Source organism: Aminobacterium sp. UBA4908, assembly GCF_002398115.1.
In the GTDB taxonomy this organism is placed as follows: domain Bacteria; phylum Synergistota; class Synergistia; order Synergistales; family Aminobacteriaceae; genus Aminobacterium; species Aminobacterium mobile.
The window spans coordinates 1-14715 of sequence record NZ_DHCG01000005.1 but is presented as its reverse complement, the minus strand read 5'-3'; the positions used below and the strand labels follow the sequence as shown (position 1 = coordinate 14715).

General features: G+C 45.2%; 12 protein-coding genes. 3 read left to right on the top strand and 9 right to left on the bottom strand.

Translation table 11 applies throughout. The annotated features are described in order from the left end of the window. Positions 1-237: 237 nt before the first annotated feature. The 3 genes from rlmN to B4J50_RS06060 are packed head-to-tail and all read left to right on the top strand — an operon-like array spanning position 238 to position 3285. Entirely contained in the window at positions 238-1281 is a 1044-nt protein-coding gene (gene rlmN, locus B4J50_RS06070) for a 23S rRNA (adenine(2503)-C(2))-methyltransferase RlmN (RefSeq protein WP_286846200.1), read from the top strand. Then, on the top strand, positions 1238-1543 hold the full coding sequence (locus B4J50_RS06065; protein WP_286953999.1) for a FeoA family protein: 306 nt from the start codon (positions 1238-1240) through the stop codon (positions 1541-1543). Before rlmN ends, B4J50_RS06065 begins: the two co-directional genes overlap by 44 nt. After that, the gene (locus B4J50_RS06060) at positions 1540-3285 is read left to right on the top strand and encodes a ferrous iron transporter B (RefSeq protein WP_286846202.1); all 1746 of its coding nucleotides are present in this window, start codon (positions 1540-1542) and stop codon (positions 3283-3285) included. Before B4J50_RS06065 ends, B4J50_RS06060 begins: the two co-directional genes overlap by 4 nt. Here B4J50_RS06060 and B4J50_RS06055 read toward each other — a convergent pair. The 9 genes from B4J50_RS06055 to B4J50_RS06015 all read right to left on the bottom strand — a co-directional run bounded on the left by B4J50_RS06055 (position 3256) and on the right by B4J50_RS06015 (position 14627). After that, positions 3256-4539 (bottom strand): MFS transporter, encoded by a 1284-nt coding sequence (locus B4J50_RS06055; RefSeq protein ID WP_286846204.1) that lies wholly within the window; start codon positions 4537-4539, stop codon positions 3256-3258. The two genes, B4J50_RS06060 and B4J50_RS06055, sit on opposite strands and share 30 nt — an antisense overlap. Positions 4540-4628: 89 nt before the next feature. Beyond that, positions 4629-5585 (bottom strand): carbamate kinase, encoded by a 957-nt coding sequence (gene arcC / locus B4J50_RS06050; protein WP_286846206.1) that lies wholly within the window; start codon positions 5583-5585, stop codon positions 4629-4631. 141 nt (positions 5586-5726) lie between these two features. Then, positions 5727-6980, bottom strand: a complete 1254-nt coding sequence (locus B4J50_RS06045; RefSeq protein WP_286846207.1) for a threonine synthase — start codon at positions 6978-6980, stop codon at positions 5727-5729. 8 nt (positions 6981-6988) lie between these two features. Then, positions 6989-8170 (bottom strand): YgeY family selenium metabolism-linked hydrolase, encoded by a 1182-nt coding sequence (locus B4J50_RS06040; protein WP_286846208.1) that lies wholly within the window; start codon positions 8168-8170, stop codon positions 6989-6991. A 79-nt stretch (positions 8171-8249) separates the two neighbouring features. Further along, positions 8250-9836, bottom strand: coding sequence for an N-acyl-D-amino-acid deacylase family protein (locus B4J50_RS06035; protein ID WP_286846209.1), 1587 nt, complete (start codon positions 9834-9836; stop codon positions 8250-8252). A gap of 55 nt (positions 9837-9891) precedes the next feature. Continuing rightward, positions 9892-11226 (bottom strand): TRAP transporter large permease, encoded by a 1335-nt coding sequence (locus tag B4J50_RS06030; protein WP_286846211.1) that lies wholly within the window; start codon positions 11224-11226, stop codon positions 9892-9894. Then, positions 11227-11751, bottom strand: coding sequence for a TRAP transporter small permease (locus B4J50_RS06025; RefSeq protein WP_024822865.1), 525 nt, complete (start codon positions 11749-11751; stop codon positions 11227-11229). It abuts the gene before it with no gap. A 118-nt stretch (positions 11752-11869) separates the two neighbouring features. Beyond that, a complete protein-coding gene (locus B4J50_RS06020) occupies positions 11870-12958 on the bottom strand; it encodes a TRAP transporter substrate-binding protein (protein WP_034327069.1) in 1089 nt (362 codons plus the stop codon). A 199-nt stretch (positions 12959-13157) separates the two neighbouring features. Then, a complete protein-coding gene (locus B4J50_RS06015) occupies positions 13158-14627 on the bottom strand; it encodes a pyridoxal-phosphate dependent enzyme (protein WP_286953997.1) in 1470 nt (489 codons plus the stop codon). Positions 14628-14715 lie beyond the last annotated feature (88 nt).

The following is a 14715-nucleotide window of genomic DNA, read 5'->3' as shown; positions in this document are numbered from 1 at the left end:
GAGAATCGATTTTTCTTTTCATAAAATAATCTAGAGACTATATCAGCCAAAATGTCGCAATATTTTTATCTCTTGCTTTTCACTTATTCAGGAATTTTTTCAGACACCCTGTTATTATATTTATAGTTAGTTATAAAAAGGGAAATATATTATCATTGACAGTCCCCACAAAGTTGTGGGATCATCAATTGTTTATGAGAAAAATAGATGAAGTATCTTCAGTCAGGAGGAAATGCTATGGAAGAGCCCATTATCGCTCTCGAACTTGAGTACAACCAATGGCTCGATCTCTGCACAGAGAAATTCGGGCTCCAAAGGTATAGAACGGATCAGATCTGCCAGTGGATTTATCAGAAAAAGGTTTTTAATATTGCTGACATGACAAATCTGAGCAAAGAATTGAGAGAAGAATTAGTATACAAACTTTTAATTTTGCCCCCCATGCTTGTGCGTCAGGAAATATCGAAAGACGGCACAAGAAAATTTCTTTGGCAATTACGAGATGGGGAAAGAATTGAATCGGTACTTTTATCTCACGGGAACCATATGACCGCCTGTCTATCGAGCCAAGTGGGTTGTCCGCTAGCTTGTTCTTTCTGTGCTACAGGACAGGGAGGATTTGTACGCGACCTTTCCGCTGGTGAAATAGTAGGTCAATTTCTTGCCATGGAAAAGATCGCCGGCATGGACATTAACAATATTGTTTTCATGGGAATGGGGGAACCCTTTTTAAATCAGGAAGCTCTTTTCAAAAGCATCAGGATTTTTAACGACCCTAAGATGCGAGGACTCGGCGCTCGTCATATGACAATATCCACGTCAGGGATAGTTCCTGGAATACAGGCTCTGATAAAACTTCAAATGCCCGTAAAGCTTTCTGTCTCTCTCCATGCAACAAACGATGAGCTTCGAAATAAGTTAATGCCGGTAAACAGGCAGTATCCATTGGGGGCTCTTGTGGATGCCCTTCGGGAATATCAAACTGCCACAGGAGATCGCATAACCATAGAGTACGTTATGATCGATAAAGTAAATGACCTTGTCGAGCAGGCTTACGAACTAGCCACTCTTTTAAATGGCCTTTCTGTCTACGTCAACCTTATCCCCTATAACCCTGTAGAAGGAAGATTCAAGCGTTCCTCCGCTGGCCGCATTAAAGCTTTTAGCGCGGTGCTTTCCGAAATGAACATAGAATTTGAAATTCGACGAGAAAAGGGATCTGATATCAATGCTGCATGTGGCCAGTTGCGAAGACGAGATGGGAAAGACGCAAAAAACTAGTCTAAAAGACCTGGAAAACGGCAGGAAGGCGCGGATAGTGACCCTTCCCTCAGGAGAGAGCAGGCGGCGTTTAGAAGCCTTGGGACTTCGGGAAGGCAAACTGGTAGAAAAAGTTTCTGGAATGCCTTTCCATGGTCCTGTTACTATTATTGTCGACGGGCGACAAATTGCCATAGGCTGGAGAATATCGTCTCGTGTAGAGGTGGAACCCCTTCTGGAAAATGATTTACATTACGATTCTCTAGAGAAGGAAGAACCATGAGCATAGAAAAGAAAACAAGCAAGACATTACTTTTAGTTGGAAATCCAAACGTAGGGAAAAGCGTTATTTTCACCAGATTAACGGGAGTTCGCGCCCTCTCTTCCAACTATCCGGGCACAACTGTGGGATTTATGGAGGGATGTCTGCGCTATAAGTCTGAGGCCTACCGTATTATTGATGTACCAGGAGCATATACCCTTGATCCCACTAATGAGGCAGAGCAAGTCGCCAGACGCATGATAGATGAAGGCGCCGATTTAGCAGTTATAGTTCTTGATGCCACCGCCTTGGAGAGGAATCTCTATCTCGCCTTCCAGACCATGGAACGAGGGCTACCAACTATTATTGCGCTTAATATGGTTGACGAGGCCCGCCATCGAGGCATCACTATAGATGTAGGGAAACTAGAAAGCCTTCTCGGAGTTCCTGTAATTCCTACTGTTGCTTTAAGCGGCGTAGGAATCAGCAAGCTCATAGAGCGAATTCCCGAAGCTAGGACAGGACATGTCGCTCCCCTTTCCAGTGAAGAAAGATGGCAAAAAATAGGGAACATTATTGGACAGGTTCAAAAAGTTGTTCATCGACACCATACTCTTCGAGATACTCTTGAAGATCTATCTGTTCATCCTCTTTGGGGGGGTCTCATTGGAATTTTAGTTATAACTGTAAGTTTTTATGTCATTCGTCTTATAGGAGAAGGCCTTATCGATCATGTTCTGGACCCCCTTGTAGCAAAATTCTGGATTCCTCTTTTAATAAAGTTATCGGAAGCATTGGAAAGGTGCCCCCTCGCACAGCATCTGCTTGTGGGGAGCCTTATTGATGGTTCAATCAACATGGAACAAAGTTTCGGGCTTCTCTCTACAGGACTTTATGTTCCTATCGTCATGGTATTACCTTACGTTTTTTCTTTTTATCTGGCATTAAGTTTCCTTGAAGATGTAGGATATCTGCCTCGTTTCGCCGTTCTCTTCGATGCGCTCTTTCACAGATTAGGACTCCATGGCTACGCAGTGGTACCCGCTCTGTTAGGGTTGGGGTGTAACGTCCCTGGCATTCTTGCTACACGAGTTTTGGAATCGGAGCGCGAACGCTTCATAGCAGCTACGCTCATCTCTGTTGCCATCCCATGCGCCGGACTTCAAGCCATGATTGTGGGGGTTATAGGACATCTTGGAATTCGTTACGTCTTTATTACCTACGGAGTCCTTTTTTTAGCTTGGGTTATCATCGGCCGAATTCTCCATATGACCATGCCAGGATATAGTCCTGAACTGATCGTGGAGATTCCGCCGTATAGAATACCCTCTGTGAGAGATCTCTTTTTTAAACTCTGGTTCCGTTTAAAAGGTTTTTTTAAAGAAGCTATTCCTCTAGTCATGGTCGGCGTACTCCTCATTAACGCCCTTTATATGACAGGAGCTATCACTGTTATTACAGGCATACTCAAGCCCATATTTACCAACCTGCTTGGCCTCCCTGCCGAAGCCGCAGCACCTATTATTATGGGACTGCTTCGAAAAGACGTCGCCGTAGGAATGCTGGCCACACTAAACCTCTCCCCTTCTCAGCTTGTAGTGGCTACCGTAACTCTCGCTATGACCTTCCCCTGTATCGCCACATTCATTGTCCTTTGGAAAGAACTCGGCGGGAAAAAGATGGCAGGAAGCCTCGCTATTATGATCATATCAGCCTTAACGGCTGGAACTCTTTTACGAATCGCTCTCAGCTTGAGCTTTTAAAGGTTCTTTCTCCTTTTTATATAAAGTTCGAAGGGCCCAAAAAGAAAGGGTACTCGCGCAAAACACGACCACATATGCTACAGAGTACCCTTCTTTAGCATAGTGTCCCAGTGCACTGCCTGGGAAGAAATCGAGAATGGCACCTGTCCCCCATTGATAAATAATGACCGTCATATAAATAAAAGCGTTGACAATTCCCATAACAGCTCCCCGAAGATGGGGACGGGCCACATCATTAATTTTTGCCGCGTAACAAACTGCCCCTCCGCCAGTACTCGCTCCCAAAAGAAATCCTGCCCCTGCTGCTACATATATAGGAAAACGAAAATAAAGAAACCCTGTAATAAGAGCCAAAGAGAGCGAAAAAAACGTTGAGAACACGAAGAGAAGAATATCTCTGTTCCTTTTCGAGCGCCCCCAAAAACCTGAAAGAAGAGTGCCGACTACCACCCCAACTCCCATAAGCGAAGCCCATCCCCGACAATCAGCAACAGATCGACCGTAAACAGCAGAAAACCAGGAAACAGCCCATAACGCTTGTAAAGAAAGGATAGACGCCATGGAAAGACTCCAAAGAAGCGTCACGGAACGGGCAACAGGCGAACCTGTTACAAAAAGGAAAGCTTCTTTCAAATTATGAAGCAATCCTGAAGATGAGGAACTATTTTTAATATACACAGGATCTTCATGTCTCACCCAAAAAAGGAAAGTAGATAACAAGAGACAAAAAAGGGCAAGAGCCAGAGACACGTTGCTCATGCCCCATCTATCAATAGCCGCACCTAAAGGAGCCACTCCTATCACTGTTCCCATGTTGCCGCACGCCAATGTAATTCCAGAGTAGAACGCGTAAAGTGCAATGGGGAAAGCGGCAGCCTGAAAAACCAAAGCTCCCATAAATAAAGGAGAAAAACCTAACCCCATAAAAAGCCTCCACAAAGAAAGAGTCATAACTGTCGGCTCAAAAATCATCATAAAGCCACCTAAAGCTGTAAAAAACAATCCTATAGAAGCAACTCTCATCGGACCGAACCTGTCGAGCAGTACTCCGCACACAGGCTGCATAGCTCCATAGGCGTAAAAGAACAAGCTCGCTATAAACCCAGTCATCGTCGCGCTAAGGTTTAAACGAGCTGAGTAAAGAGGCATTACCACGGAAGGGGCGATGCGAAAGAAATATGACATGAAATAAGAAAACAACAACACGACGAAAATAAGGTACGCTTTCCTTCTATGCTCCTGCTCTTGCCTCATGATGCATAATCACTCCTTATAAAAAGAGTGCCCTTCATAAAGGGAGGGCACTCAATATATTTAAGGTTCAATATATTCTAAGAACGTATCTATTCCTGATCTGTTTCTGAAACTATCTGCGTTCCAGCTTCTCCTTTCAAGGCTGCAAGAACTTGATCAAGGCGAGCTATAATAGCTCGATCTCCTCCATCTTTAACAAAACGAAGGGCTGCTTGAACTTTAGGTCCCATGGATCCCGCTCGAAAATGTCCCTCTCCCACATACTTTTCCATCTCTTCTATCGTAACTTTTCCTAAAGGCATCTGATGGGGTGTATTGTAATTAAGAATAGCGTTGGGGACATCTGTTAGAATAACAAAAGTATCAGCATGCACGTCTTGGGCCAATCGTTCCCCTGCCAAATCTTTATCGATCACAGCTTCCACACCATAAAGACGGCCCTGCGCATCTCGACAAACAGGAATGCCACCCCCACCAGACGCTACAACTATAAATCCTCTATCGACAAGCTCTCGAATAACCTCTTTTTCTATGACGTTTTTAGGTTCAGGGGAAGGGACGACCTTTCGCCAGCCTCGTCCGGCATCTTCTATCCATCGTTCGCCCTTCTGTGCCATGCGAAGCTCAGCTTCTGCTTGGGAATAAAAAGGCCCTACAGGTTTTGTAGGAGCGCTAAAAGCCTTATCGTCAGGATTTACTTCTACCTGAGTCACAACGCAAACCGCATCTTTTTTCAATCCTCGCGCCATACACTCATTATGGAGAACCTGGCACAACATATAGCCAATAAATCCTTGACTCTCTGCTCCACAAAAATCCAACCCCATAGCCGGAACCTGCTCCCTAGACATCTCATTTTGAATAAGAATGGCACCAACCTGAGGACCGTTTCCATGAGTTAGAACCAGTTCATATCCTTTTTCTACAATATCTAATAGCTGTTCTACGGTGTGAGTTATATTAGCCAGCTGTTCTACAGCTGTTCCCTTCTGGCCCGGCTGCAGAATGGCATTCCCTCCTAAGGCCACTAAAACTCTCGAGCTCACGACTTCACTCTCCTATCATTGAATAAGTTACAAATACAAATAATATAACCCTATCTCGTCGAGAATGAAACGGTCATAGCCATTCTGCTTTGTAAAATGGCCTCCTTGAAAAAATGCTACAAGGAGGCCATGGATTTGCTTTTATCTCTCTTCTCGCTGTAGAAACGCTTCTATTTGTTCCAACCCCTCTGAACCAGTATCCACAGTCATTGCAGATTGTACAGCTTTTTGGGCAGACGCTACATCTTTAAGCCCATTTCCTGTAACGACCAGCACTACACGCTCATCGGCTTTCAGGCGTCCCTCTAAAGCCATATGTCGGAAACCTGCGTATGCTGCCACTCCGGCAGGCTCAGCAAAAACACCTGTCAAGCGAGGCAATTCACATAAGGACTCAAGAATTTCGCTGTCTGAAACAGCAACAGTTGTTCCTCCGCTGCTACGTATAGCATTTAACGCCTTGGCCCAGTTACGAGGAGCGCCAACAGAAATGCTGTCAGCAATAGTATTGGCCGCACCGAACTCTACTCTATTAGAGCCAGCTTGGATAGCGCGGTGAATCGGACATGCCCCCTCGGCCTGAACGCCAACAATAGCAGGGATGGTCTCAATTAGCCCTACTTGTTTAAGATCGTAAAAGCCTTTATACATCGAACTGACGATGCAACCATCCCCCACAGATACAAAAACAATGTCTGGAAGATCCCAATTACACTGCTCCGCAATCTCCATGGCGCAGGTCTTCTTCCCTTCCACTAAATAAGGGTTGATTGCGCAATTACGATCGTACCAACCATGATGTTCAATGGCTTTCATTGCCAGTTCCACTGTTTGAGCATAATCTCCACGCACAAGAAAAACTTTCGCTCCATAAACTAAAAGCTGAGTTACTTTTGCTATTGGGGCTGTTTCGGGAACAAAAATAACGCTGTTTAATCCCGTTACTGCAGCAAACCCCGACAAAGAACTTGCCGCATTTCCTGTAGACGCGCAAGCCACTGTAGATTGTCCCTGCTCTAGAGCCATTGTTACAGCAATTGCGCTAGCTCGATCTTTCAAAGATGCAGTTGGGTTACGACCATCATCTTTCACTTTCACCGAAGCAACTCCATAGCGCTGAGCCAGCTTCGGTTCGTCGTACAGCGGAGTCCACCCAACCTGGAGGTTAGGGCGAACGGAACCTTCCTCTACTGGCAAAAGTGCATCATAACGCCAAAGGGAGTGCCGAGAATCGGCAGCCAGGGAACGACGAGTGAACGTCTTGGCAACTTCTTCATAATCGTAAAAAACATGCATCGTTCCATCAACGCCGCAATGAGGGCAAGTCTTTACCCCTGCTTCCTGTGCAAACGTACGCCCACAGAGAGCGCACTTCAAAGCAACTACTTTAGACATAGCAAGGCCTACCCGAGTACCGAACGAATAATACCCATATAACCGAGACAGGCCTTTTCAAGCTGGTCAATCTCAATATATTCGTCAACTACGTGAGCTAACGACTCTAAAGACCCTCCAAAACCAATCGTCGGAATTCCCGCTTTCCCAGCATAATAGCTCCCGTTAGTACAGAAAGCGTAATGAGAAAGTTCAGGGTTCAACCCAGCCTGGCGCAACCCACGTAAAGCTGCGGCTACAAACCAGTTATCTTCAGGGAATAGCCAGCCGGGCGCGTAACGTGTTGCCTCTATAGGGGCACCGGTATAACACATTTCGCTTCCCACAGCGAGAGCTACCTTCGCATCGAGTTTAGAATTGCGCTTCTTCTCTTCATCAATAATCTTTTGGATCTGATCTAAAACTTCGGCATCAGTTTCTCCTACAAGAAGTCTTCGGTCATATGTTACGCGGCAACGTTCTGGAACCACACTCGCTCCAGGATAGGGAGAGGAAATAATGTCGGTTAATTCCAAGATTCCCTTGCCGAGAACGGGTTGCTCTTTAGGCTGAAACTCGCGCTCTATGGCAGCAAGGAGAGGTACCATTGTTTTAACGGCGTTCAAACCTACATCAGGATTTGATGAGTGAGCTGATTTGCCGTACGTTTCTAAAACAACTTCTGCTCGGCCTCTCTGTCCCCGCTTAAGGTTTAAAGAGGAAGCCTCTCCAATAACGACGCAATCGGGATTCCAGCGTTTCCCTATCGCCTCAGATGCAACTCCTTCAAAACATTCTTCATGAACGGATCCTGCAACAATAATTTCTCCATTAAGGTCGGCTCTTTCTTTTTTTATCAAAGATGCTGCCATAATGGAAGCTGCCAAGTTCCCCTTCATATCTGATGTTGCCCGCCCATATATACGTCCATCAACAATTTCTGCGCCGAAGGGGTCATGGGTCCATTTCGAGGGATCTACTATTTCCACATGGTCCATATGTCCTTCAAAGAGAATACGACGGCCGCCACTACCGAGAACAATCCGCCCAGACACGTTTCCGTAATGGTCACGTTCTACGGAGTCAAAGCCAAGTTCCTGCATGCTGCGTTCTACAAAATCAGCCATCTCTTTCTCCTGCCCTGAGAGGCTGGGGCGGCGGATCATTTCTCTACACAAGGAGACGAGAGGCTCTCGCCAATCCATACTCATAAAAACATTACCTCCTCACTAAGATAAAACAGCGACGGATATAAAAATAACAGCGATATAAGGCAAAGAACCCTGGCCTCTATTTCTCGAACCGTACGACTTGACCAGCTTTCTCTTTCATAACAGCCCCATCATCAACTACAAGCCGTCCACAGACTATGACGTAAGGAATGCCATTAGCAAACTGTTTCGGATTTTCGTAAGTAGCAGTATCGATTACCGTCTCAGGGTCGAAAATAGAAATGTCTGCCACGTATCCTTTTTTGAGAAGCCCTCTATTTCTCATCTTGAAGATAGAAGCCGGGCGTCCTGTCATTTTATGGATAGCCGTAGGAAGATCTAAGATTTTACGTTCTCTCACATAGTGCCCCAATATGCGAGGGAACGAACCATATACTCTGGGATGAGGATGAGCCCCTAGAATTCCATCTGTGCAAGGGTTCTGAAGAGGGTGAGCTAAAATTTTCTCAACATGCTCTTCGTACCCATAAAAATCTACGAGGCCTACCACCATCTCTTCCTCAAGAAGAACATCGAAAGCCGCATCGAGAGGATCTTTCCCTCTCAGCTTGCCTATCTCGATCATGTTTTTCCCCACTACATCAGCATTTTTTGCTGTTTTAACGAATGTAACAGAGATATTCTCCATTCCGGCAAAGTCGATAAAGTTATCCCACCCATGGATACCATCTCGAATATCCCGTTTCATCCGTTCTCGCGCTACAGGATCGGCTAAACGAGCTAAAGCCTTATCAGCTCCGCCGTCATGAACCCATGGAGGAAGAATAACACTGAATGTCGTGCTTCCAGCCGTATAGGGGTATTGATCAAAGGAAACTGCAATTTCTTTTGATGCAGATTCCAGCTTTTCCATTACAGCATCAAAGAGATGGGCATTTTTCTTGCCACAAACTTTAAAATGGGAGAAGTGAATGGGGCAACCAGACTTCCGGCTAATACGAACAACCTCGTCCATCGAGTTTAAAATATCATCAGCCTCGCTTCTCTGGTGAATCACTAAGGGGAGGCCATACTTTGTAAGGACCTTCGTAAGCTCAGCTATCTCGTCTTCTGAAGCGTAATTACAAGGGGGATATATTAAACCAGTAGACAACCCCACAGCTCCATGTAATATAGCTTCTTCCAAAAGGTCTTGCATTTTTTTTACTTCATCTTTTGTGGCAGGACGATTTTCAAGCCCCACAACACACATTCGAATATTTCCGTAGGGAGCAAGGTACGCTAAGTTCGGACCTAAGGGTTGAGCTTCCAACCGGGCAAGATATTCAGCGGAACTGTGCCAATCCCATTCCACCTCATATTGCCCCTCCAATCCTGCCATAACTTTCTTCCAAACATCAATATACTCAGTTCGAACTGGAGCAAGAGACATGCCGTCTTGCCCTATAATATCCGTCGTCACACCTTGTGTCGTTTTATTCGCAATCTCTGGCTCCACAAGAGCTACAAGATCAGAATGGCTATGAGTATCGATAAACCCCGGAGTCACTGCTAAATTTCTGGCATCAATCACTCGTTTGGCTTCAGCATTCTCTAAATTTCCTATAGCCGCTATAACGCCACCTTCAACAGCGATATCAGAAACAAAACCAGCTTTCCCATCTCCAGCGTAACAGGTTCCATTCTTTATTAAGATATCGAACAAAATAAAATCCCTCCCCTCAATCTTCTTCTCCTATGTCCCCAATATTTTTCAAAAATCACCACGGTCCTACTACAGACGCTCCCAAAAGAACCTCCGGGAGCCAACATGACAATGCTGGCACATAAGTAGTCAGGAGCAACACTGGCAAAGAGACCAGAAACAAAAATGGCATCATCGTTTTCGTTAATTCAGCGGCTGGTACCTGCGCTAATCGAGAACCAACGAATATTGACATGGCAAAAGGAGGTGTCATAACACCAATTCCTACGTTGACAACCATCATGGCTCCCAGGTGAACCAAATTTACGTCAAGTTCCTGCATAAGAGGAAGCACGAGAGGAACAACGAGGATCAAAATGGGAATACCATCCAAAAACATTCCCAAAAACAGGAGGAAAATATTCAACATAAGAAGGATAAGGTACTTGTTTTCAAATAATGTCAACATGAACGTTGCTACTTCCTGCGCAACTCCTTGGCGCGTAAGGAAACGAGTCAATATCGTTCCTCCGGCAAGAAGCAGAGTAGTCATTCCAAAGGTGCCAATTGTGCCCGACAAAGCTTTCTTCAACTTTGCATTCGTTAGCTCACGATAGGCAAACCATCCTACGAGGAGGCAGTATACTGAGGCGATTCCGCCGGCTTCGTTAGGGGTAAAAATACCACCATAAATGCCGACCAGAATCAATACTGGACATCCCAACGCCGGAATAGCAACCCGGCCAGTGTGAAGTACGTCTCTAAAAGACTCTTTGAAAGTTGTTGGAAGCTCAGGCTTCTCGCTGCTTTCAAATGTATAACGATCTACCATAAAGTAATTTAAAAGCCCGTAACCAATCGCAAGCACAAATCCCGGGAAAACTGTGGCAAGAAAGAGAGCCGCCACTGACTGTCCCGAAAGGAGACAATAGATCATCGCCGGCACACTGGGAGGAATCAAATATCCCAGATAGCTTGAAGAACAAAGCAGAGCTGTTGTATAAACTCTCTTATAGCCAAATTTCTCCAGACGCGGCACCAGTAAGGGGATCAGAGCGGCGATACAAGGGACAGACGATCCCGTTAAAGCCCCTAAAAAAAGGGTAGCTACTATTCCTACAGCCGTAAGCCCTCCCTTGAGCCGCCCTACGAGAGAGTATGAAAAATTGACAATGCGATCGGCTAATCCTGCCTCTGAAATCAAAGCTCCAGAGAAGACAAAAAAAGCTATAGCCATAACCGTCGACGAATCTAATGCGTGGAAAAATGTATTCGCCATAAAGGCTGTAGAGCCACCCATAACCAAAAGGCCCAAAGCCGTTGAACCTATAAAGAGCCACCCTATGGGGAAACCCAGAACGATCCCCACAAGAAAACTAATTAGTGTGGTTACTGTTCCGATGTCTATCATCTATTCTGCCTCCCCTTCATTTGCTGAAATCCAACGAAGTTGCTTCAGCTCGTAAATATCGCAAGCCACATGCCATCCATAGTGAAGAATAGCAAAAACAACCATAGCTCCCATCGCATATGTGAGCCAGCTCATATTGAACCAGCGAACAAGGGTCGCGTATTCAGGGTATTTAAAAGCCCTTTTTAATACTTTCCATGTAGACCCACTCATAGAAATTATCATGAAAATGGTAACAACACTTTTAACAATATCGAACATTGCTCTCTTTGCCTTGTCATTCCCACACAAACAATCTGGAAGAATATCTACAGCAATATGAGTTTTCTGGGATGCCCCATACGAAATAGCAATATAGATTGTGAAAATAAATATGTACAACATAAAATCACTGATCCACATAATCTCAAAATGCAACCAATACCGATTAACAACCTGGCAGAACGTGAGAATAATTGCTGATAAAAGCCCTACGGAGGCTAGGAAAAATTCCACTTTTTCCAAATACAAGAAAAATTTTTTCATTGTAACACTTCCTTCTCTCTGAAGTGCAATCCCCTCTATCTCAAAATAGGGAATAGGTTAATCTACAGTAAGGGAAGAAATAAGGAGGCAGCCAAAGGACTGCCTCCTTAGATTTCATCTACTTCGCCGCTTTTTCGGATAAAACCAGTTTCCGATTCGCCTCAAGCTCAGCAAGAATCTTTTCGGTCATATTCTGACCAGGATAATGCTTATCGAGCCAAGGCTTGCACAGTTCGTTCCAAATGCTCAAGACATTTGCTTTTTCACGGAATGCGGCTCGCTCTTCGTCGGTAGGATAATAAATCTCGAAATTCTTCTGATCTTTCAAGAACGCCTGGAATTCTTCTGCCATACGCTCCTGAATTGCATACTGATGAGCCTCTGCCTCTAGGGCAGCTTTCTCTATAGCAGCTTTGAGATCATCAGGAAGCTCTTCCCAAAGATCTTTGTTGATGACAACCTGGTTTGCATCCCAGCACCAATCAAGGGAGGTGTAATACTTTATAACCTCGTAATGGCGCTCCTCCACAAGAGAAGGCCACATTGACCAACAACCATCGACAACTCCACGAGACAGAGCATTATAGAGCTCGCCCCAAGGTACGGTTTCCACAGTCATGCCTGTTCCTTCAGCCATATTCTGAAGTCCTCTTACACAGCCAAGAGAAGAAGAAACTCGCATTTTCAGGTTCTTGAAATCTTCAGGGGTCTTAATGGGCCGTGTATTGTTTCCAACACCATAAGATCCTTGAGACACGGTGAAAAGGATATGCATTCCGACTTCGTTCATAGCCTTTTCCATTGGTGCATACAAGCATCCATCTGGACGCTTAAAAGCCATCTTACACTCTTCCCATGTCTCAACAGTCCAAGGCATCCAGTTAAACATTCCACCTGGGACGAGGTTTACATAAGGTGCCACTCCACATATTTCCACTTCGCCATCCTGAACGGCATGGAAAATTTCATCAAGAGTGCCCAGCTGGTTATCAGGGAAAAACTCGACTTGGATTCGACCATCACTATATTTCGAGATCAACTCACAGAAAAGCTTGTAGGACTCCCCTTGAGATGCTCGAACTGAGGTCTGCCCAAAACGCCACTTATACTCCGGTTCAGCTGCTCCCGCAACAATGGCAAAACCTAAAGACAGAACAACCAATACGACGACTAAACTCTTTCTCCAGAACCCAACTTTAGACATCATGTAACGCCTCCTTTTTCATGCGCAGATCCTTCCGGAAGTGCAGTTCAAGAGCCCTAAAAACGCAACGACTTTCCCCTCGCGAATTAATACTCCCCAAGAACAGGATAACGTTTCTCCGCCGTTCGCCCTCCCCTCGGCCTTACTGACGAAGAAGAGGTTGCGACAACGCAACCTCACATCTTTAGCCCGCTACATCATATTAAACAAGAAGTCCTGTAAGCCTATTAAATTCATCAATTCTTTCGTCAATAGCATCGGCCATTTTATGAATAGAACCCCAATACGCATCGTAGTCGTACCACTGATCATTCAGTTCCTCTGAAGTCTTCCCCTGTTGCTCAACCCATGTATAATATTTGAGATTGTGGATTCGCTTCCGATCGTAATATGAAAGTTCCTGCATATAATCGACTCCGACTCCAAAAACATGCTGGTGAAGATCGATGGCAGCATCCATCTCCGTATAGGGGCCCATTTCCTCTTCCATTTCTTTGACCCTTGAGCCGTACATTTCCATGGAATCAGTCAGAACAGTCATTATGACATCCTGTTCACTCAGCTCGTAGTACTTCGCCATCTTTATGGCCATAAGGATATTAGCCGCTCCCGAAATTCCTATAAGTGGCAGGCTTTCCATGAATGTCTCTGATATGCCACTCTTGCGCAGGAATTCCTGGCCTGCTGGTTCGTTGAAAAGGCGTATCATAGCCATACTGTCAGCATCATCTATGTCAATAATCATGTCGGTGTTCTTCACATTGTGAATCCATGGAACGTGTTTATCTCCTATCCCCTCAAGGCGGTGAGCACCAAAGCCGTTCCACAGAAGTGTGGGACACTGAAGAGCTTCTCCCACTCCAATCTTGCTCCCAGGATACTTTCCCTTCAGATAATCTCCGCTTGCAAGTGTTCCACCTGATCCGGAAGTCAACACCACTCCAAAATATCGTCCATCCTCACCACATACCTGCTGAAGGACTTCTTCCATAGCGTGACCAGTTACCTCGTAATGCCACAGATGGTTTCCAAACTCTTCAAACTGATTGAATACCATTATGTTGTCTCGAGTTTTACGCAGTTCCCAAACCTTATCGTAAATTTCCTTTACGTTGCTTTCCGTTCCAGGTGTACCAATAACTTCCCCTGCTACAGTTTTCAGCCACTCGAAGCGCTCAGAACTCATTCCTTCTGGGAGAATGGCAATAGAATCACATCCCAGCAGCTGAGCGTTATAGGCTCCTCCACGACAATAGTTTCCCGTTGAAGGCCACACTGCTTTTTGTGATGTAGGATCAAACTGGCCAGTGACAAGACGGGGTGCCAAACATCCGAAGCTCGCTCCCACCTTGTGAGCCCCTGTAGGAAACCATTTCCCCACAAGAGCCACTATTTTTGCCTTTACGCCTGTAATTTCTCTAGGAATCTCTACATAATTCACGTTGCCGAACAATCCACCCTGCTTTTTCGGCTCATTTTTCCAGGTTATGCGGAACAAATTGACTGAATCTACATCCCAAAGACCCGTCTTCTTTAGGCGCTCTTTAATTTTTTCCGGGGTATAACGATCCGGATCTTTCATCTGCTTAAAGGTGGGGATAACAATATTTCGTTTTTTTGCCTGCTCCACCGCTTTTTTGAGCCCCTCTTTGTGAATGGTCAAATCGATCATTCTTGCTCACTCCCGTTCTTATATATTCTCACTGTCTGTTCTCTTCTAGCCAATATTTTCGCTCTTAAAACCCTGCGTAAAGAGGATA

Coding starts and splice junctions, on each gene's coding strand:
- rlmN (WP_286846200.1), top strand. CDS start 238: ATGGAAGAGCCCATTATCGCTCTCGAACTTGAGTACAACCAATGGCTC.
- B4J50_RS06060 (WP_286846202.1), top strand. CDS start 1,540: ATGAGCATAGAAAAGAAAACAAGCAAGACATTACTTTTAGTTGGAAAT.
- B4J50_RS06055 (WP_286846204.1), bottom strand. CDS start 4,539: ATGAGGCAAGAGCAGGAGCATAGAAGGAAAGCGTACCTTATTTTCGTC.
- B4J50_RS06045 (WP_286846207.1), bottom strand. CDS start 6,980: ATGTCTAAAGTAGTTGCTTTGAAGTGCGCTCTCTGTGGGCGTACGTTT.
- B4J50_RS06040 (WP_286846208.1), bottom strand. CDS start 8,170: ATGAGTATGGATTGGCGAGAGCCTCTCGTCTCCTTGTGTAGAGAAATG.
- B4J50_RS06030 (WP_286846211.1), bottom strand. CDS start 11,226: ATGATAGACATCGGAACAGTAACCACACTAATTAGTTTTCTTGTGGGG.
- B4J50_RS06025 (WP_024822865.1), bottom strand. CDS start 11,751: ATGAAAAAATTTTTCTTGTATTTGGAAAAAGTGGAATTTTTCCTAGCC.
- B4J50_RS06020 (WP_034327069.1), bottom strand. CDS start 12,958: ATGATGTCTAAAGTTGGGTTCTGGAGAAAGAGTTTAGTCGTCGTATTG.
- B4J50_RS06015 (WP_286953997.1), bottom strand. CDS start 14,627: ATGATCGATTTGACCATTCACAAAGAGGGGCTCAAAAAAGCGGTGGAG.